This window comes from Nonomuraea mangrovi (assembly GCF_042681425.1).
GTDB lineage: Bacteria > Actinomycetota > Actinomycetes > Streptosporangiales > Streptosporangiaceae > Nonomuraea > Nonomuraea mangrovi.
Genome location: NZ_JBHUFV010000033.1, coordinates 346,373 through 365,403, shown reverse-complemented (window position 1 = coordinate 365,403; position 19,031 = coordinate 346,373). Strand labels below are relative to the sequence as shown.

At 70.2% G+C, this 19,031-nt stretch carries 16 protein-coding genes and 1 pseudogene; 9 read left to right on the top strand and 8 right to left on the bottom strand.

The genetic code is table 11. The features are described 5' to 3' along the window. A pseudogene (locus ACFSKW_RS20105) lies at positions 1-439 on the top strand (ATP-binding protein); the annotation flags it as partial. Positions 440-442: 3 nt separating this feature from the next. Here ACFSKW_RS20105 and ACFSKW_RS20100 read toward each other — a convergent pair. Together ACFSKW_RS20100 and ACFSKW_RS20095 are read right to left on the bottom strand one after the other, a co-directional pair. Beyond that, positions 443-1,393, bottom strand: coding sequence for a terpene synthase family protein (locus ACFSKW_RS20100; RefSeq protein WP_379573803.1), 951 nt, complete (start codon positions 1,391-1,393; stop codon positions 443-445). A gap of 123 nt (positions 1,394-1,516) precedes the next feature. Beyond that, a complete protein-coding gene (locus ACFSKW_RS20095; RefSeq protein ID WP_379573802.1) occupies positions 1,517-1,768 on the bottom strand; it encodes a hypothetical protein in 252 nt (83 codons plus the stop codon). 293 nt (positions 1,769-2,061) lie between these two features. Between ACFSKW_RS20095 and ACFSKW_RS20090 the strand changes: the two genes are divergently transcribed. Beyond that, positions 2,062-2,967: a proteasome assembly chaperone family protein gene (locus ACFSKW_RS20090; protein WP_379573801.1), complete on the top strand. Its 906-nt coding sequence runs from the start codon at positions 2,062-2,064 to the stop codon at positions 2,965-2,967. A gap of 19 nt (positions 2,968-2,986) precedes the next feature. Here the strand turns inward: ACFSKW_RS20090 and ACFSKW_RS20085 are convergent, their stop codons facing one another. Beyond that, positions 2,987-3,898, bottom strand: a complete 912-nt coding sequence (locus ACFSKW_RS20085; protein WP_379573800.1) for a cation diffusion facilitator family transporter — start codon at positions 3,896-3,898, stop codon at positions 2,987-2,989. 73 nt (positions 3,899-3,971) lie between these two features. Between ACFSKW_RS20085 and cmtR the strand changes: the two genes are divergently transcribed. Together cmtR and ACFSKW_RS20075 are read left to right on the top strand one after the other, a co-directional pair. Next, positions 3,972-4,286, top strand: coding sequence for a Cd(II)/Pb(II)-sensing metalloregulatory transcriptional regulator CmtR (gene cmtR / locus ACFSKW_RS20080; RefSeq protein WP_435191376.1), 315 nt, complete (start codon positions 3,972-3,974; stop codon positions 4,284-4,286). 106 nt (positions 4,287-4,392) lie between these two features. Continuing rightward, positions 4,393-5,433, top strand: coding sequence for a Gfo/Idh/MocA family oxidoreductase (locus ACFSKW_RS20075; RefSeq protein WP_379573799.1), 1,041 nt, complete (start codon positions 4,393-4,395; stop codon positions 5,431-5,433). A 59-nt stretch (positions 5,434-5,492) separates the two neighbouring features. On the opposite strand, the gene ACFSKW_RS20070 is transcribed toward ACFSKW_RS20075, so the two are convergent. Then, entirely contained in the window at positions 5,493-6,269 is a 777-nt protein-coding gene (locus ACFSKW_RS20070) for a tyrosine-protein phosphatase (protein ID WP_379573798.1), read from the bottom strand. A 66-nt stretch (positions 6,270-6,335) separates the two neighbouring features. Here ACFSKW_RS20070 and ACFSKW_RS20065 point away from each other — a divergent pair, with 66 nt between their 5' ends. Next, the gene (locus ACFSKW_RS20065; RefSeq protein ID WP_379573796.1) at positions 6,336-7,208 is read left to right on the top strand and encodes a hypothetical protein; all 873 of its coding nucleotides are present in this window, start codon (positions 6,336-6,338) and stop codon (positions 7,206-7,208) included. On the opposite strand, the gene ACFSKW_RS20060 is transcribed toward ACFSKW_RS20065, so the two are convergent. The 3 genes from ACFSKW_RS20060 to ACFSKW_RS20050 form a co-directional block, all read right to left on the bottom strand. Continuing rightward, positions 7,189-9,672, bottom strand: a complete 2,484-nt coding sequence (locus ACFSKW_RS20060) for an ATP-binding protein (RefSeq protein ID WP_379573795.1) — start codon at positions 9,670-9,672, stop codon at positions 7,189-7,191. The two genes, ACFSKW_RS20065 and ACFSKW_RS20060, sit on opposite strands and share 20 nt — an antisense overlap. Positions 9,673-10,021: 349 nt before the next feature. Next, the gene (locus ACFSKW_RS20055; protein ID WP_379573794.1) at positions 10,022-10,477 is read right to left on the bottom strand and encodes a roadblock/LC7 domain-containing protein; all 456 of its coding nucleotides are present in this window, start codon (positions 10,475-10,477) and stop codon (positions 10,022-10,024) included. Between the two features lie 561 nt (positions 10,478-11,038). Then, positions 11,039-13,144 carry a M6 family metalloprotease domain-containing protein gene (locus tag ACFSKW_RS20050; RefSeq protein ID WP_379573793.1) on the bottom strand — a complete coding sequence of 702 codons (2,106 nt, stop codon included), beginning with the start codon at positions 13,142-13,144 and terminating at the stop codon, positions 11,039-11,041. Positions 13,145-13,256: 112 nt separating this feature from the next. Between ACFSKW_RS20050 and ACFSKW_RS20045 the strand changes: the two genes are divergently transcribed. Further along, positions 13,257-14,363, top strand: coding sequence for a PucR family transcriptional regulator (locus ACFSKW_RS20045; protein WP_379573792.1), 1,107 nt, complete (start codon positions 13,257-13,259; stop codon positions 14,361-14,363). A gap of 148 nt (positions 14,364-14,511) precedes the next feature. Further along, positions 14,512-15,501 (top strand): amidohydrolase family protein, encoded by a 990-nt coding sequence (locus ACFSKW_RS20040; RefSeq protein WP_379573791.1) that lies wholly within the window; start codon positions 14,512-14,514, stop codon positions 15,499-15,501. Between the two features lie 7 nt (positions 15,502-15,508). Here the strand turns inward: ACFSKW_RS20040 and ACFSKW_RS20035 are convergent, their stop codons facing one another. Continuing rightward, positions 15,509-15,925, bottom strand: coding sequence for a MarR family winged helix-turn-helix transcriptional regulator (locus ACFSKW_RS20035; protein ID WP_379573790.1), 417 nt, complete (start codon positions 15,923-15,925; stop codon positions 15,509-15,511). A gap of 70 nt (positions 15,926-15,995) precedes the next feature. On the opposite strand from ACFSKW_RS20035, the gene ACFSKW_RS20030 reads away from it, so the two are divergent. Together ACFSKW_RS20030 and ACFSKW_RS20025 are read left to right on the top strand one after the other, a co-directional pair. Then, a complete protein-coding gene (locus ACFSKW_RS20030) occupies positions 15,996-17,729 on the top strand; it encodes an ABC transporter ATP-binding protein (RefSeq protein WP_379573789.1) in 1,734 nt (577 codons plus the stop codon). 84 nt (positions 17,730-17,813) lie between these two features. After that, a complete protein-coding gene (locus ACFSKW_RS20025; protein ID WP_379573788.1) occupies positions 17,814-19,031 on the top strand; it encodes an MFS transporter in 1,218 nt (405 codons plus the stop codon).

Here is a 19,031-nt window from a genome sequence, read left to right as displayed (position 1 = left end):
CGTCCTGCAGGTGTGCAAGGAACGCGGTGAGCTCTGGGTCAGCTCCTATGCGAGCTGGGCGCTTGCCCTGCCGTTGATGTCGACGGGCAGGCCGGAGGCGGCGTTGACCTCGGCTCAGGAAGGGCTGCGCATCAAGCGCCACTTCCACGACACGCTGGGTACGCTCGTGGCGCTGGAGACTACGGCGCGGATCTTCGCCAGTCTCGAGCAGGCCGAGTTGGCCGCGCAGCTGCTGGGCGCGCTCAAGGCGAACTGGACGACCTCGGGTCTGCCGATGATGGGCGCCCCGTTCCTGACGAACGAGCACGAGAAGTGCGTCAAGGAGTGTCAGAAGTCGCTCGGCGAGGCCGTCTACAACGCCGCGTTCGAACGTGGCGCGCGGCTCGACCTCGACGAGGCGTCCACGATGGCACTGGGCGAGGTGGACGCCCCGTCGTAGTGGTCAGCCGGCCTTGCTCCAGGTGGTGCCGGACGGCCATGCGTGGATGTAGCGGGCGCTGCCGAGCGAGAACTCGATGTGCCCGCGCACCCAATGCTCCAGTCCGCGGACATATCTGCGCACCGGCAGCGACGCCCATCGTTCGAGAACGGCGCGACGTTCGACGAACGCGGCGATGGCGTCGTTGTGCATGTTCGACACCTCGTCGAGCGCCTTCTGCACGTTGAAGAACCTGTGCGTGGCCAGGACGGTGACCAGGTTGTGCCTGGCCTTGTCGTTGCCGCGCTCCTTGGCGTACGACAGCAGGTCGTTGTCCCACCCGATGAGATCACAGGCGAGGTCGGACAGCATGCGGACGTCGGGATGGTGCCACTCCTCTGCTTCAAGGCGGTATCCGCCACCGACGTCGATGAGAGCGAGGCAGGTGTAGGTTGCCCCAGTGATGCGGCGCATGAGGACGTAGTCCTCGACGCTGGGGATGAGGTCCACCTCGCGGTTGGCCGCCTCCCAGATCTGGGCGAACAGGTACTCCTTGACCGTGGTTCGCCATCGTTCGACCTGGGCGGGCGTCGCCATCTCGGCGATGCGGAGTTGCAGTTCGCGAAGGGTCAGGCCGAACGGATCGTCTGGTGCCGGCTGACGGCGACCGTCGAGGATCTCCAGGAGGGGAGGCAGGGCGTGGGCGAGTGCGGAGGCCCGGTGCCCGATGAGCTCTCCCTCGCAGAAGGCGTCGTCGAAGGCGAACAGCCAGTTGTACCAGTCGTTGAGCAGCCTGAGACTCTCACGTGGGATGAGCGGGTTGGTGCGGGCCGCCAGCATTCCGATCTTGGAGCGGCGGAAATGATCAATGATCTTCTGGTCGGCGAGCATGCCGGACGCGGCGAGCCACCGGTGGCTCTCGGCGTCCACCTCCTCGGCCTGGTCATTGATCTCGTCAGGGAACGGACACGGCAATGCGGGAATGCGAAGTGGTCGCCTACTGAAGGCCTGCGCAGAGGGGGTCGTAGTTGCCACCCATCTAGCATGACGAGGGACCGTTCAAAAAGCCACACTAGCGATATATGACGATATTCCAGCCTATTCTTCCGAGAACCCCGCGAGAAATTGTTGGTTGGAAAACATCTGCACTGTGTCAACTGCTGCATCGGCGCCGGCCCGCGGGTCGGCGGCGATTTCGAGCAGGACCCTGACCACGCCCGATTCCTTCTTGATGACCGCTCCGGCCGACGGTGTTCGACCCCGCTCATGGAAGAGGTCACGATCGGCGCCGTAGTCCTCGAGCATCCTGACGATGTCGGCGTGACCGTGATATGCCGCCGGCACCAGCAAGATGTCACCCTTCTGGTTGGCGAAATGCGCCAGGACACCTGCCCTTACGTCGTCGGGAAGTGTGACCGTGCCCCGGTCTGGCCAGGTCGAACATCTCGCCGGCGACCCTCTCGCGCTCGGGGCGCTCGTTCTTGAGGTCGCTGTGCCGGTGCGCGGGGATCAGGTTACCGGGCGGTTACGCCCGCCCACCCGGGGCTCCGGTGCGTTTTTCTCCTCGGTAGGGTGCCGTGCACGGAATCGTTCCGGCTCGCCGAAGGTTCTGGAGAGAGTACCGAGGGAAAGGCTGATCAAACGTGTTCGACCCGACGGATCTCTACCGGCTGGCGGAGGAGACCCCCGAGCTCACCGATCCCGTGCTGGTGTACCACTTCGACGGGTTCGTCGACGCGGGTGCCGCAGGACGGCTCGCGATGGGCCATCTGCTTGCCGAGCTGGAGCACAGCGTCGTGGCGACGTTCGATGTCGACCGCCTGCTCGACTACCGGTCGCGGCGGCCGACGATGACGTTCGACACCGACAGGTGGGTCGACTACGAGGCCCCCGAGCTTGCCCTCTATCAGGCGCGTGACCTGACGGGCACGCCGTTCCTGCTGCTGAGCGGCCCGGAGCCGGACAGGGAGTGGGAGCTGTTCACCGCCGCGGTGGGCGCGCTGGCCGAGCGGCTCGGCGTGAGCAAGCTGGTGACCGTGCACGGCATCCCGATGGCCGTCCCCCACACCAGGCCGCTGGGTGTCACCGCCCACGCGAGCAGGCCCGAGCTGATCAACTCGCAGGTGAGCGCGTTCGGCAGGGTGCAGGTGCCGGGCAGCGTCGCGGCGCTGCTGGAGTTCCGGCTGGGCAGGCAGGGGCGGGACGCGCTCGGCTATGCCGTGCACGTGCCGCACTACCTGTCGCAGGCGGAGTACCCGCAGGCCGCGGTCACCGCGCTGGAGGCGGTGACGAAGGGGACGGGGCTGGTCTTCCCGATGGACAGCCTGCACGACGCGGCCGGCCGTACGACGGCGGAGATCGAGGAGCAGATCCAGTCCTCGAGCGAGCTGTCGTCGGCGATCACGGGGCTGGAGCAGCAGTACGACGCCTTCGCCGGCGGCGAGCAGCGGGAGAACCTGATGGCCGAGAGCACACCGATGCCGACGGGCGACGAGCTGGCCGCGCAGTTCGAGGCGTTCCTGGCCGAGCGGGACGACCGCGACGGCTAGCCGGCCGGCCGGGTGCCCGTCAGTGGTGCCTGGCGCCCTCGTGGTCGACGTGGCCCGCGGGTTCGAGCTGCAGCGTGGAGTGCTCCACGTCGAAGTGCCCTGCCAGGCACTGGTGCAGGCGGTCGAGCAGCGGGCCGCAGCCGGCCAACGCCTCCTCCTCCACGACCACGTGCGCGGACATGACGGGCACGCCTGAGGTGATCGTCCAGGCGTGAAGGTCGTGGACGTCGGTGACGCCGGGCGCCTCCAGCAGGTGCTTGCGCACCTCGGCCAGGTCCACGCCCTTGGGGGTGGCCTCCAGCAGGATGTCGACGGCCTCCCTGAGGAGCTTCCACGTCCTGGGCAGGATGAGCAGCGCGATGACGATCGAGATGATCGCGTCGGCGGCCACCCAGCCGGTGAGCTGGATGACGAGCGCGCCGGCGATCACCGCCACGGAGCCGAGCAGATCGCCGAGCACCTCGAGATAGGCGCCTCTGAGGTTGAGGCTCTCCTCCTGGCCCTCGCGCAGCAGCCACAGCGCGATCCCGTTGGCGACCAGGCCGACCACCGCGGCGACCAGCATGATGGTGGAGCCGACCGGCTCGGGGTCGGCGAACCTGCGCACGGCCTCGACGAGGATGTAGCCGCTCAGCGCCAGCAGCAGGACGGCGTTGACGGCGGCGGCCAGGATCTCCGCCCGCTGGTAGCCGAACGTCCTGCGGGAGCTGGCGGGCTTGCCGGCCACCCAGATCGCGAACAGCGCGAGCACGATGCCTGCGGCATCGGTTGCCATGTGGCCCGCGTCGGCGAGCAGGGCGAGGCTGCCGGACATGACCGCCCCGACGACCTGGACGACCAGGACGCTCAGCGTGAGCGGCAGCACGATCATCAACCGCTTGCGGTGGACCGCGCCGGCCGTCGTGTGGCCGTGCCCATGACCGTGTCCCATGTGTCGCCTCCCCGATCTATACAGTCAACCATGTATATACAGCAGGAGCTGTATATACAGCAACTCGTGTATCCTGATTATCGTGTTCACTGTGGAGACCCGGCTCGACGCGATGGCCAGAATCGGCAGGGCCCTCGCCGACCCGAACCGCTGCCGGTTGCTCATCGCCCTGCTCCAGGGCCCCTCCTACCCCGCCCGGCTGGCCGACGAGCTGGGGCTCACGCGGCAGAACGTCTCCAACCACCTGGCGTGCCTGCGAGGATGCGGCCTCGTCGTCGCGGTCCCCGAGGGACGGCAGACGCGCTACGAGATCTCCGACGGGCGGCTGGCGCACGCGATCGAGGACCTCATCCACGTCGCCCTCGCCGTCGATCCCGACCACATCTGACAGCCCCGGTACCGCACGCCTGCCTCGCCGCGCCCGGCCCGCCCGCGCCGGACCTCGCCCGTGCTCCTCCACGGGTCATGATCGGGCGTCGGTCTATCGTGGGGTGATGAGCGAGATCCGAGTGGGCCTGGTCGGTTACGGCACGGCGGGGGCCGTCTTCCACGCCCCGCTCATCCACGCGACCCCCGGCCTCAGCCTGGCCGCCGTCCTCACCCGCGACCCCGGCCGAGCCGCCGAGGTCGCCGAGAAGTACGGCGCGACCGCGGTGAAGGAGGCCGACGACCTGTGGCCGCTGTGCGACCTGGCCGTCATCGCCTCGCCCAACAGGACCCACGTCCCCCTCGCCACCGCCGCGCTGAACGCCGGACGCCCCGTCGTCGTCGACAAGCCTCTCGCCAGGACCGCGCAGGAGGCCCGCGACCTCGCCGACCTGGCAGCGAGGAAGCGGCTCATGCTGACCGTCTTCCAGAACCGCCGGTGGGACGGCGACTTCCTCACCCTGCGCCGTCTGGTGGCCGAAGGCGCACTCGGGGACGTCCACCGCTTCGAGTCGCGTTTCGAGCGCTGGCGTCCCGTGCCGAAGGGCGGCTGGCGGGAGAGCGGCGGCGCCGACGAGGTCGGCGGCCTCCTGTACGACCTGGGCAGTCACCTCGTCGATCAGGCGCTGCAGCTCCTCGGCCCCGTGCGGGAGGTCTACGCCGAGAGTGACGTGCGCAGGCAGGGGGTCGGCTCGGACGACGACTCGTTTCTCGCCCTCACGCATGACAGCGGGGCCCGCTCCCATCTGTGGGTGAGCGCGCTGGCCGCCCGGCCGGGGCCGCGGTTCCGGGTGCTCGGTTCGTCGGCCGCCTACGTGAAGCATGGCCTGGATGTGCAGGAGGAGCAGTTGCGCGCGGGCGCGACGCCGGACGATCCCGGGTTCGGCGCGGATCCGGAGGAGCAGTGGGGCACGCTCGGCACGGTCGACTCGGCCGAGCGGGTTCGGACGGAGCCCGGCTCGTACCTGGAGTTCTACCAGGCGGTGGCGGCATGCCTCGGCAGCGGCTCGCCTCCACCCGTCGATCCCAGGGACGTGGTCGACGCGCTCGCGGTCATCGAGGCCGCCCGCCGTTCGGCCGCCGACCACGCGGTGATCCGCATCCGCTGACCTCCGCCCGCCTCAGGCGAGCGGGGGCATGCTTCGGCCGCGCCCGCGGAGCGGGGTGGTCAGTCGCGCAGGCGGGAGCGGAGGGCGAGGGTGTCGCTCTCGCTCCAGCCGTTCGCGTGGAGCCACGGCAGCGGCCCGCCGTACCGGTCGTCGAGCACGCCGAGGAACTGCAGCATGTACCGCGCCCTCGGCCGGTGGTCGTCGGCGGGGCGGGAGTCGAGGTCGTCCCGGTAGGTGTCGCTGGCCCGGAGCCTGGCCAGGACCTGTTCGAGGCGTTCGCCCGTCGCCTCGTAGTCGGCGACGATGGCCTCGCGGGTGGCTCCGGCGACCTCCAGCGCGAGCGCGCACAGCACGCCGGTGCGGTCCTTGCCCGCCGCGCAGTGCACGACGGCCGCGCCGTCGTCCATGGCCATGACGCGCAGGGCCGAGACGACGGAGTCGGGGCGGTCGCGCAGGTACCCGTAGTAGAACCCGGTGACGCGCAGGTCGTCGTCGGCCTCACGTTCCTGCCACGGCAGCGCCCTGTCGGCGTCGACGTCGGTGTGGCGTCCGCCTTCGGCGAAGAGGGTCAGGTGGTGGACGGTGACCTCGGGAACCCTGGTGAGCGGTCCTGGGCCTTCGAGTGCGACCTCGGGGCCCGAACGGAGGTCGACGACGTGCCTGACCTTGTGCGAGCCGACGAGCAGTTCGACGTCTGCGGCGGTCAGACCCTGGAGGTTGTCGGATCTCAGAATGCGGCCCTGCCGGGTGGTTCCGCCGTCGGTGGTGGGGAGTCCGCCCAGGTCACGAACGTTGGCGGCACCTTCGAGCTCTATCCATCGCGTGAAGTCGTTCATCAAGTTCGAGCCTATATGTCGGGATAAGTCTGTGCGGATTCGCCATTCGTAACGCAGCATGAAGAGATGGATCCGCGTGCTTTTCCCCCGCGTCTGGTGCTCGATCCCTCCCTACCCGGGGAGGTCGCGGCGCAGCTGAGAGCGGGCCCACACGCGATGCACATGGCGCGGGCGGGCAAGCAGCACGAGCCGGCGCGCAACTCGGCCCTGCTGTTCGTCCTGCCCGGCTTCCTGCTGCTGATCTGGATGGTGACCAGCACGGCGGGCATGATCGTGGCTCTGGTGGGCGTGTCTCTGGTGGCGCTGATGCGATGGATGGCGACGGACGAGGGCAACAGGGTGGCGCGGCGGCGGCTCAAGCTCGCCTACGACCACGCCGACCGCTACGTCCTGCCGGAGGATCTCGACTATCCCTGCCAGGTGCTGCTGCGCAGGGCGCAGGACGCCGCGGACACGATCCTCGCCTCAGAGGTGCACAAGGCGGGGCTGATCGACTCCATCGACAACAAGGTGACGCTGCCCGAGGAGGTGTGGCAGATCGCCAGGCGGCTGGCGAAACTGTCGCGGATGCACGACGAGCATCGCAGGATCGTGCCGACCGACCTGCCGAGGAATCTCAGGGCGGCGTTCGCGCCGTACGCCAGCGCGCTGGACCAGGCGTGGACGTCGCTGTCGCAGCGGGTGCGCAACCTGGAGGAGTACGCGCTGCAGGTGCTGAGGGCCGACGACGTCTACCGCGCCCACAGGCGGCTGGAGATGCTGGCCGCCCGCACCCCCGACTACCAGCGTCTGCTGGCCGAGACGGTGCGCGACGATCTGGCCCTGCCGCACATCCAGCAGCTCGCCGACCAGGCCCGGCACGTGCGGGCGCTGTTCGAGGAGTCGATCCAGGAGGCGCGCAGGGCGGCGGGTCACCTGGTCAGGACTCCGCTCTCCTGAGCAGTTCGAGGGTCCTGCGCATCCCCGCCTCGTTGCCGAGGCTGCGGTAGATCGCGCGGGCCTGCTCCAGCGCCGGTACGGCGGCGGCCCTGTCCTTCGCGTCGAGGTGCGTCTCGCCGAGGTAGCGCAGGCCGCGCGCCATCCACCACTGGTCGCCGAGCTCCTCGAAGGCGGTGACGGCGTGTTTCAGCTCCTCCTCCGCCTCGGCCATCCTGCCCAGCCTGCCCAGCGACCTTCCCGACGACAGGTGGGTGCGGGCCACCCCCCACGCGTCGCCGAGGGCGACGAGGATCTCCTCCGCCCGCCGTACCGAGTCGAGCTCGCGCAGGCCGTTGACGGGATCGCCGACCTCGCCCATGGCGCGCATGCAGCGCGCCTCCTCCCACAGCTCGCCCCTGCTCCTGAACATCTCCGCCGCCCTGTCGAGGCTGAAGCCCGCCTTGGTGAACAGGTCGGCCGCGGCCCTGGACTCCCCTTCCCTGTGGAGCCCGCGCGCCTGGGCGGCCAGCACCTCGCCGTAGGCGCGCAGCGTCTGCGCCTCGGAGTAGCGGTTGCCGTCGCGTTTGAACACCTCGAGGGCGTCCTCCAGCAGATCGCGGGCCTCCTCCGGCCGCCGCTGGGCCAGGCGTAGCTCAGCGAGGTTGCGCTGGGTCCGCGCCATCCACCAGTAGTCCTCTTCGGCGCCGAAGGCGGCGATCGCGTCCGTGAGGTGGTCCTGCGCCCTGTCGAGGTTGCCGCCGGTGAACAGCCGCATGCCGATCGTGCGCATGGCCCTGGCCGCCCACCACGACTCGCCGAGCTCGGCGAAGATCGCCAGGGCCTCCTGGGCCGCGTCGCCGCCGAGCGCGGCCGTGCGGTCGAGCAGGGCGATGCCCAGCGCCCTCGGGTCCTGCATCCGCCTGGCCGCCTCGACGGTGATCTCGGCGATCTCCCCCCAGTCGCTCCAGTAGGCGCGCAGCGAGTGGCAGATGGAGCAGAACGCCCTGCCGAGGCCGAAGACCAGCTCCCACAGCTCCATCGACCTGGCCAGGTGGATCAGCGCGATGAGGCTGAGGCGTTCGGCGTTGAGCCAGTCGCTGGCCTGGGCCTGGCCTTCCGCGTCGCCGACGCGTCCCGTGCGGCCCCAGTCCTGCGGCCATCTGGCCTGGGCGGCGGCCTCCGCGCGGCGGCGGTAGCCGTAGAGGACGCGCTCGATGGCGGCGTCGCGTTTGTCGTCCTCCATCTCGGCGGCGAACAGGCGCACCAGGTCGTGCAGGCGGTAGCGCATGGCGCCGGTCTGGTCGGTGCCCGAGCTCTCGGCCAGCTGCACGTCGATCAGCGCCTCCAACTGGTCGGCGCCGTCGAGCACGGAGATGTCGAGCAGCTCGCCCGCGACCCAGCCAGGCACGTCGGGAGAGGTGAGCGAGGACAGCAGGCGCAGCAGCCTGCGCTGGATTCCCGTGCAGTCGTCGTAGCTGAGCTGGACGGAGGCGCGGACGCTCTTGTCGATCGTGCGGGCCAGCTCCAGCTGGTCCAGGCGGCGGCGCTCGTCGGCGAGGCGGTCGGCGAGCTCGCGCAGGGACCAGCTCGACCTGGTGGCCAGCCGGCCGCCGCAGATGTTGATCGCCAGTGGCAGATAGTCGCAGATCCTGACGATCTCCTTGGCGGAGGCCAGGTCCTCGACGATCCGCTCGCCGCTGGCCAGCCGGGCCAGCAGTTCCACGCCCTGTGCTTCGCTGAAGACGCTGAGCTGGGTGTCGTAGGCGTTCATCAGGAACAGCGGCTGGCGGGAGGTCACCACGACCGCACAGCCCGGCTCGGCGGGGATGAGGACCTTGACCTGCTCGGCGTCGTCGACGTTGTCGAGGCCGATGAGGATCCTGCGGCCCTTGGTCCAGGTCAGCCAGAGCTTGCGCAGCTCCTCCACCCCGCCGGGGTCGGTGGTGAGGCGGACGCCGAGCGCGCGCAGGAATCCGATGAGGACCTCGTCAGGCCGGATGCCGCGCAGGTTGGCGTAGAGGCGGCCGTCGGGGAACCAGTCGGCGATCTCCTGCCCGAACCTGGCCATGAGCGCCGACTTGCCGACGCCGCCCCTGCCGTACACGGAGACGACCAGCGGCGGCGGCGCGACCTCGCTCGTCCTGCGCCGGGTGGTGAAGACCTTGCGCAGCTCGGCCAGTGCCTCCGAGCGTCCTGTGAAGTGCTCGGGCGCCGGCGGCCACTGGTCGGGCGGCCGCCACGAGGGGTCCTCGGGGAGGGCTTTCGGCTCGTTGGTCCTGCTGGTGGCGGTCGTGGCCCAGGTGGTCACGCCCACGAGCAGCGCCGCGAGCGCGGTCACGCCGATCTTGGCGATGGGCGGGATCTCCCACTCCAGCGAGGCGGCCAGGATGCTGGCCGCACCCGCGGCCGCACCCGCCGCGACCGGCGCCACCCAGGTTCGTTTCCTGCGCCGGGGCTTGGGCGCCTCCTCCGGCAGTCGCAACACGCACCCCCTTCGGAGGTGATTCAAGCCGATCTAGTACGGCCCGCGCCACCCCCTGACCGCGCGGCCGGCGACCCAGGTCTCGACGACATCTTCACCACGCCCCTGAGCGAAGGCGTCCTCCCCAAGTACCGGATGCCGGACGGCCAGGCCGACCCGCGTACCGTCTACGCGCTCCTGCACGCCGAACTGCTCCTGGACGGCGACTCCGCGCAGAACCTCGCCACCTTCTGCACCACGTGGACCGAGTTCGAGGTCCACCGGCTCATGAACGAGTGCCTCGACAAGAACATGGTCGACAAGGACGAGTACCCGCAGACCGCTACGGCCTTGCTTGCGCCCCGCATGCGGCTCAGCAAGCCGAAGTCACTTCGGCACCGTGCCGCATGCCGTTGTCTGCGCTGCGCGGCGTACCGGGTTCGGCGGCGGGACGGAGACGAGGTGCCGCGGCGAGAGCCTGACCCACCTGGGCCACCAGCAGGGTCATCTCATAGGCGACCAGGCCGATGTCGGCCTCGCGAGAGGACACCATCGCGAGGCACGCACCCTGTCCCGCCGCGGTCACGATAAGGAAACGCGAGTTCAGCTCCACGACCGTCTGCCGGACCTGACCGCCGCCGATATGCACACCCACCCCAGCGGCCAGGCTCTGCAATCCTGCGGCCATCGCCGCCAGACGCTCCCCGTCAGCCGTGTCCAGTCCCTTCGATGAGGCCATCAGCAGGCCATCACGGGACAGCACGATCCCGTGCTCCGTCTCCGGCACCCGGCTCACAAGGTCATCAAGAAGCCAATTCAGATCCGACAAAGCTGTCCCTCGCACATTCCCTAGACCAGCGGGTGAATCACTCCAGGAGGCAGGCTAGGTGGCTTCTGGGCCGGCCACGGCGATCCACTGCCACCGAGGATGACGATCTTCACTCCCGGAGTGAAGATCTTTCACCTCGCGCGGTGCTGTACGGCTGCACGGAGACCACGGACCTCGACGTCCACTTCCGGATCACCGACAGCACCGTCGAGTCCGCGGGCCTCATCGCGGGCATCGAGATCGGCTTCGGCCAGAGCCTCGACAAGCTCGCGGCGACCCTCGCCGCGGATTCCTCCAGCACCGACGACACCGCGACGACGGCGCTGCCCGCCGCGGACGTCGTCGCCGACCTCAAGGCCACCGGCGAGGGCGACATCCTCGTTGGACGCTCACCCATCAGGAGACCGGCGAGCTGGGCGAGATCGCCATGGGCTACGACCGAGTCCGCTGAGCCGGCCGTTCGGCCTGGGCCCGGCAGACAGCTCGCCTGGCACGTCGCCCTTTCGACTCACGCAACTACGGCGATGGGGTACGGCCGAAGCCGTACCCCGGGTGTGCCGGCTAGAGCCCGACCACCTGGCAGGTGGCGGTCACGGTCTTGGACGGGTCCGACTCGGAGGTGGCGGTCAGCGTCACCTTGGCCAGGCGGCTGCCGCCCTCGGCGCGCAGGGCGTTGACGGTGACGTTCTCGTGCTTGCCGTTGCCGACGGAGGCCAGGGCGTTGGGCAGCTGGGTGCTCCAGCCGCGGCCCGAGACCGACGCGGTGAGGCGGTAGACGTCGCCGCCGAGGTAGGCGGAGACGTCCTCGGGGTGAGCGGTCGTCGTGGCGCGCGTGCTGCCGGTGTTGAACAGCGGGAACTTGCAGGTGGAGACGCCCTTGCCGGTCGGGATCCCGGCGGCGGGCAGCACCTTGACGCCCCGCTTGTGCGGGCCCGAGCCGTCGAGGGAGCGGACGGCGACGGTGTAGGACAGCAGGCCCTTGCCGTCACGCTGCACGTCGGTGATGTAGAAGTGCAGGCGGTTGGCCTCGTCGACGTACTCGTACTCGCTGCCGGAGTCGGTGCCGGCGTGGAAGAGGGCGTCGGACAGCTGGCGGTAGTCGCCGATGGTGATCGGGACCGCGGTGCCGTCGGGCAGGACGTAGTCGGTCATCTTGATGTCCTGCGGGTTGGCGTCGATCACCCACTCGAACGGGGCCCTGTCCTGGTTCTTGGTCTTGGCCAGGAGCACGCCCGAGTCGGGGGTGAAGGAGTCGGTGCCCATCCGGTCGACGACCTCGACGGTGTAGTTCTCGTAGCCGCCGCCGTCGCACAGCGGGTCGCTCTGCCACTGGCAGGCGGGCGACTTGTCGCCGGAGTCGAACTGGATGTTGAGGCCCATGAGCCCGTCCGGTCCCGGCTGGACGGCGCGGGCGGTGACCTTGGCGGTGACCAGGCCGGACTCGTCGAGCGCGTCGCGCGACAGGCGCAGCACGTTCTGCTCGTCGACCATGTTCAGCTTGATCTTGTTGCGCAGCATGTGCTGGGCGCCCATCGAGCCGCCCGAGGTGGGCGGGATCAGCCAGCGGCTGTGCGGGCCGCCTGGGCCGTTGAAGCTGCCTCTGCTGAGCATCTCCCACACGCCGGTGTAGGCCCGGCGGACGGGGTTGGCGTAGGGGTTGTTGTAGTTGTCGAGCACGCCGAGGATGTGGCTCAGCTCGTGCGCGTAGACGGACATGCCCGAGCTCTCGGCCTGCACGGAGTTGACGCCGATCTCGGCGTTGGGCCAGAAGTTGGAGCCCGCCTGCCACGAGGTCCAGTCGACGTAGCGGGTCTTGACCCAGTTGGGCAGGCTGGGGTCCTCAGGGCCCCACTCGTCGGTCACGGCCTCCTTGTTCGGGAACTTCATCATCCCGAACTCCTGCCAGGTGGCCGACTCGTCCTGACCGGCGCTGAGGTAGAAGATGAAGTCGAACTTCTTGGCCTCCTCCTCGCCGATGGCGCCCACCCACAGCGCCTTGCCCTCGGTGCGCAGGTTCTTGTTGCACGTGTCGCCCGCGGGGCAGCCGGTGCCGCCCTGGAACTCCATGGCGTACTCGTGGTCCTTGCCCGACAGCGTGTAGGGGCCGAACCCGGTCAGGTCCACGCCGTAGCGCCCGCCGGAGTCCTCCATCCAGTACTCATGGATGGTGTGGCCGCGGTTGAGCGTGTTCGGGGTGTTGAGGAAGTCCTGGTAGAACTTGGCGACCTGGTCGCGGGGCACGTCGTGGGCCTCGGCGCTGGGGTTCCTGTAGATCGTCGAACCCTTGGGCTGGGTGGCCACGAACGGCTGGTTGGGGTAGTCGAGCAGCACCAGGGCGCCCTTGAAGGTGCGGGTGGAGCCCTTGGCGCCGGGGTCGGCCCAGTTCGTGTCCGGGATCTTCTTGTAGTCCGCCCACGTCATGTGGTCGGGGTTCTTCCAGTTCTGCGGGTCGATCGGCGCGATCGAGGGGGTGGGACGGCTGCGCAGGTTCTGCTCGGCCGCGGGCTCGTCGCGCTGCCACGGCTGCGTCTGGGGCCAGTGGTCCTGGCGCCAGGGAATCTCGGGGTCCGCGGGGGGATCGGCGGAAGCGGGGGTGGCCGCGAGGCCTAAGGGGGCCAGGACGAGGGCTGCCAGCAGGCCTTTCAGCAGCTTCTTCGGGAGGTTCACGAACTAGGACCGTATAGACGGTCTTGACGGAGATCACCGATCAGTTGTAGGGAAGAGGCCACCTCCTATTTCCGACAAATGCTGAAAAGGCCAGGTAGTGCTGCAGCGCAGCGTGGACGACTTAGCCATCCGCCTCGGGCGGCCCCTGTTGCTGGAGGACCACCTCCAGCGGGTCATCGCCTACTCCGAGCAGGACGGCGCGATGGACGACATCAGGCGCGACTCGATCCTGCGCCGCCACACCACCCCCGAGGTGCGCGGGTTCCTGCACGCCGCAGGCATCCTGGAGGCCACGGGTCCGCTGCGCACGCCCGGCGCCCCGGCGCTCGGCCTGCTGCCGCGGGTCTGCGTTCCCGTACGGCACGACGGCGCCCTGATGGGCTTCCTGTGGTTCATCGACAGCGCCCCCGCCATGTCGGCCGCCGAGGTCGACGAGGCCGTGGCGGCCGCGGGCACGCTGGCGCTGGCCCTCTTCCACGAGAGCCTGGCCACCGGCCTCGCCTCACACCGCGAACTGGAGGCCGTCACCGGCGTCCTGTCCGGTGACCAGGACGCCGCCCGCTCCCTCATCGAGGCCGGCTTCCCCCAGGCGCTGCCGGTCACCGCCCTGGTGGCCACGCCGCTGGCCGCGGAGCCCTCCGAGCGGGTGCGGCTGGCGCTGGAGCAGGGCATGCTCACCGTACGGCGCCGCCTCGGCGGTCTGCACCTGGTGCGCTACGACCACGCCACGCTCCTGACCACGGCAACGCCGCCCGCGGAGGAGGTGCACGCCGCGATGGCGCTGCCCGTCGTGGTCGGCATCGGCCGCCCGCGCCCGACGCTGGCCGAGGCGGGCGAGTCCTACACGGAGGCGCTGCACGCGGCGCGGGTGGCGGTCAAGGTGCGCGGGCTCGGCCGGTCGGTGGAGTGGACGAGGCTCGGCGTCTACCGGATGCTGACGCACGTGCCGCAGGCGGACCTGCATCCAGGGCTCGAACGGCTGCTCGCCGACGACCAGCATCTGCCCCTGCTGGAGACGCTGGAGACCTACCTCGACCTGGCGGGAAGCGCGGTGGCCACGTCGAAGCGGCTGCGGCTGCACCGGACGTCGCTGTACTACCGGTTGCAGCGGGTGGAGGAACTGGCGCAGACGGACCTGAAGGACGGAGGGGAACGGCTCAGCCTGCACCTCAGCCTGAAACTCGCCCGCCTGTCCGGCCGCTACCACCCCCGCACCTGACCCGCGCGAGGACGCGGGACAGGGGCGGCCTGGCGGCCCCGAGCGGAATCGGGGGCGAGCGTGAACGCCCTGCCCACGGGTATCGCCAGCACCGTGAAACCCAGCGTGTGCGATTGATTTGCCAGCAGTCGTGCCTTTTAATCACACAATGGGAGCGTTGACGCAGGGGTTCGGCTCGCGCGCCCCCGCGCCCGTCGTGCTCCACTCCGCTCCCCTCGTCCTGCCCGTCTCCGCCCCGCCCATCCGCGACGGGGCCGTCGCGATCAGGGGCGAGCGCGTGCTCCAGGTCGGGTCCAGAGCCGATCTGCTGACCTACTTCCCCGTCGACGACGAGATCCGCTGGTCCGGCCTGATCACCCCCGGGCTGGTGAACGCCTGCCGCACGGGACCGCTGGGTCCAGGCGTGACCAGCGCGGCCGATCTCGGCGAGCGTGACAGCCCCGGGGGCGTCACCTACCTGGAGGTCACCTGCGCGAGCGAGCAGGCGTGGGAGGACAGTGGGCGCGACGCGCTGATCACCGCCATCCGCGAGCATCCGGGTGCGGTGGGTGTGGCGGCGCACGCGACCGATCCGCTGGTGATGGAGGACCTGGCGGTGCTCGCGCGGACGTTCGGGCTGCGGCTCATGGCGGACCTCGGCCGCCACTCCCTCGCCGAACTGGATGAGACGGGCGTGCTCGGCCCGCACTGCCACGTCACGGGCGAGGGGCCGCTCGCTCCCGGCGAGCGCAAGCTGCTGCGGCTGCGCGGCACCACGCTGGCGGTGCTCGGCGGGGACGTCTCCGCGCTGGTGGAGGAGGGTACGGCGATCGCGTTCGGCGGCCCGCCGCTGGCGGTGGCGCGGGCCGTACGGGATGCCACGCGGATGCGCAGGCTGGAGCGGGTGCTCGTCGAGGCCGCTACGGTCGGCGGGGCTCGAGCCACGGGAAGGGCGGAGGGACCCGGCCGGGTCGGCACGCTCGCTCCGGGCAGCCGCGCCGACCTGGCCGTCTTCGACACGCGGGGCGGCCGTGACCCCTACGCGGCGCTGCTCGACCAGCCGCCGTGCCTGGGCAGGGTGATCGGCGGCGTGCCCGTCCCGAACCCTGGGTGGCAGGCCGCCCCCCAGCCGGGGGCGGCCAGGGAACAGGCGGGGTAGCGCTCCTTCAGTCCCTGTCGACCTCGCTCAGCAGTTCCTTCAGCCGCTCCCGCTGCTCCTGCGAGAGCACGCCGAACAGGTCTCGAGCGACCTCTCTGCGGGCCTCGCGCGACCGCTCGTAGACCTCGGCACCGCGCGGGGTGATCACCACCAGCGTGGACCGCCGGTTGGCGGGATCGATCTCCCTGCGCACCAGCCCCGCCTCCTCCAGCGCGTCGACGACGGGCGTGAGCGAGCGCGGCACGATGCGCAGCGCCTCGGCGAGCCGGACCATCCTGAGCGGCCTGCCGGCCTCGATGAGCTCGCGCAGCGCCCGCGCCTGGCTGGGGCTGAGGCCGAGCGGCTCCAGGCGGTGCCGGTAGCCGTGCCTGGACAGGCGGCTGATCCTGTGCACGAGTTCCAGCAGCTCGGAGGCGGTGTCCACGATCAAAGAGCCTACCGGCGGAACAATAGTGAGTTAACCTCTGTTTGAGAGAACATCTGAAAGGAGTTCTATGACCGCAGAACCACGCGCGCCCATGCGGCGCATCATCCGGCTGTTCACCCCCTACCGCGGACGCCTGTCCGCCGTTCTCGCCCTGATCGCGCTCTCCTCGCTGGTCTCCCTCGCCTCCCCGTTCCTCCTGCGCGAGGTCCTCGACGTCGCCATCCCTTCGCGGGACATGGCGCTGCTGAGCCTGCTGGCGCTCGGCATGGTCACCGTCGCGGTCGTCACCAGCGTGTTCGACGTGATGCAGACGTTCATCTCCACCACCGTCGGCCAGCGGGTCATGCACGACCTGCGCGCCGCCGTCTACGGCCACCTGCAGCGCATGTCGCTGGCCTTCTTCACCCGCACCCGCACGGGTGAGGTGCAGTCGCGGCTGGCCAACGACATCGGAGGGATGCAGCAGGTCGTCACCTCGACGGCGACCTCGATCGTCTCCAACCTCACCACCGTGGTGGCCAGCGTCATCGCGATGATCGTCCTCGACTGGCGGCTGACGGCGATCTCTCTGGCGCTGCTGCCGGTGTTCGTGTGGATCAGCCGCAAGGTCGGCCTCGAGCGCAAGCGCATCACGGCCGAGCGGCAGCGCAAGCTGGCCGCGATGTCGTCGATGGTGCAGGAGTCGCTGTCGGTCAGCGGCATCCTGCTCGGCAGGACCATGGGCCGCGCCCCCGAGCTGACCCGCAGGTTCACCGACGCCTCCGACGAGCTGGCCGAGCTGGGCGTGCGCTCGAGCATGGCCGGGCGGTGGCGGCAGTCGTCGATCCAGATCGTCATGGCCGCGATGCCCGCCATGATCTACTGGGCCGCCGGCATGACCTCGCTGGTGTCCATCGGCACGGTCGTCGCCTTCACCACGCTCCAGGCGGGCCTGTTCAGGCCCGCGGTCTCGCTCATGCGGACCGGCGTGGAGGTGCAGAGCTCGCTCGCGCTGTTCGGCCGCATCTTCGAGTACCTGGACCTGCCCGTCGACGTCACACCGGGCGCCCGCGAGCTGAGCGGGCCACGCGGCGAGGTCCGCTTCGAGCACGTCGACTTCTCCTACGGCGAGCGGCCGACCCTGTCCGGCGTCGACCTCGACATTCCCGCGGGCACCAGCCTTGCCGTCGTCGGCGAGACCGGCTCGGGCAAGACCACGCTCAGCTACCTGATCCCCCGCCTGTACGACGTCACGGGCGGCCGGGTCACGATCGACGGCGTGGACGTGCGCGAGCTGAGCTTCGAGTCGCTCGCCACGACCGTGGGCGTGGTCTCGCAGGAGACCTACCTCTTCCACGCCTCGATCGCCGACAACCTGCGCTTCGCCAAACCCGACGCGAGCGACGAGGAGCTGGTCGCCGCGGCCCGCGCGGCCAGGATCCACGATCACCTCGCCGCGCTGCCCGAGGGGTACGACACGGTGGTCGGCGAGCGGGGTTACCGGTTCTCCGGCGGCGAGAAGCAGCGCCTGGCGATCGCCCGCACGCTGCTGCGCGACCCGCCGGTGCTCGTCCTCGACGAGGCGACCAGCGCCCTGGACAACCAGACCGAGCGCGCCGTGCAGGAGGCGTTGGACGCGCTGGCCGACGGCCGCACCACGATCACCATCGCCCACCGGCTGTCGACCGTCCGCGACGCGGACCAGATCGTGGTCCTCGACGCAGGCATGGTCACCGAGCGCGGCACCCACGAGGAGCTCATGGCGCTGGACGGCCACTACGCGGCTCTCGTTCGCAGGGAAGAACCACTCATTTCCCTTTAAACGTGATATACGGCACAAACGGAAATCGGGGCAGGTAAAGCGGCGTTCAACTCTCTCGGTACATTCCCAAGAGATGGTCTCCCCTTGCTCTTCGCTTCCCTCAAGCACCGTAATTACCGTCTATGGGCAGCCGCCGACCTGGTCTCCGTGACCGGCACCTGGATGCAGGTGCTGGGCGTCAACTGGCTCGTCCTGTCCGCCACCGGCTCGGCGACGAGCGTCGGGCTGAGCCTGGTCCTCCAGGCGCTGCCGACGCTGGCCTTCGGCCTGTGGGGCGGCGCGCTCGCCGACCGGCTGCGCGCCCGCCCCGTCGTCGTCGCCTCGCAGGTCGCGCAGGGCCTGCTCGCGGTCGCGCTCGCCGTCGTGGCCTTGTCGGGGGTCACCTCCGTCCTTCCCGTCTACGGTGTGGCGCTGGCAGGCGGCCTGGTCACCGCGCTCGGCGGCCCCGCGCTCGGCCGGTTCGGCGCGGAGGTCGTCCCGCCCGCCGACCTGCCCAACGCCATGGCCCTCGGCTCGGTGGTCAACTCGGCCGGCCGCATCCTCGGCATGAGCCTGGCGGGCGTGCTGATCCCGGTCACGGGGCCGGGCGGCCTGTTCGTGATCAACGCGCTGAGCTTCCTGGCCGTGATCGGCGCCATCGCCGCGATGCGCGCCGATGAGATGCACGAACTGGCCCAGGCCCCCGCGGGCGCGAACGGGATCCGCGAAGGCCTGCGGTACGTCCTGCGCACCCGGTGGCTGCTGGTGGTGCTGGCGCTCTCGCTGGTGCTGGGCAGCCTGGGCCGCAACTACCAGGTGACGATGGCCGCGATGGCGGCGGGACCTCTCGGCGCGGGCGCCTCCGGCTACGGCCTGCTGTCCACGGTCTTCGCCGTCGGCACGGTCCTCGGCGGCGTCTTCGCCGCGAGCCGGCCGCGGCTGACGATGCGCCTGCTGCTGGTCACGGCCTTCCTCAGCAGCGTGGCACAGGCGCTCAGCGGCCTGATGCCCGAGCTGTGGACGTTCGCCGCGCTGCTGCTGCCGATCGCCGCGGGCGCGGTCGTCATCGACACCACGGTCGGCGCGCGGGTCCAGCTCGGCAGCCCCGACGAGTTGCGCGGCCGGGTGATCTCGGTACTGGGCCTGGTGAGCGCCGCGTCGGGCGCGCTGGGCGGGCCGCTGCTCGGCTGGCTGAGCGACGCCATAACTCCCCAGCTCGCCCTGCAGATCGGCGGTGTGGGCACCACGGCCGCCACACTGCTCGCCGCGCTCGCGCTGGCCAGGATCACAGGTGTCAGAATCCTTCGTCCGAGGACCGCGTAA

Bases quoted from the DNA above. Each gene is read 5' to 3' on its own strand.
- ACFSKW_RS20070 (WP_379573798.1), bottom strand. From the start codon at position 6,269: ATGAACGACTTCACGCGATGGATAGAGCTCGAAGGTGCCGCCAACGTT.
- ACFSKW_RS20065 (WP_379573796.1), top strand. From the start codon at position 6,336: ATGGATCCGCGTGCTTTTCCCCCGCGTCTGGTGCTCGATCCCTCCCTA.
- ACFSKW_RS20030 (WP_379573789.1), top strand. From the start codon at position 15,996: ATGACCGCAGAACCACGCGCGCCCATGCGGCGCATCATCCGGCTGTTC.
- ACFSKW_RS20085 (WP_379573800.1), bottom strand. From the start codon at position 3,898: ATGGGACACGGTCATGGGCACGGCCACACGACGGCCGGCGCGGTCCAC.
- ACFSKW_RS20040 (WP_379573791.1), top strand. From the start codon at position 14,512: ATGGGAGCGTTGACGCAGGGGTTCGGCTCGCGCGCCCCCGCGCCCGTC.
- ACFSKW_RS20075 (WP_379573799.1), top strand. From the start codon at position 4,393: ATGAGCGAGATCCGAGTGGGCCTGGTCGGTTACGGCACGGCGGGGGCC.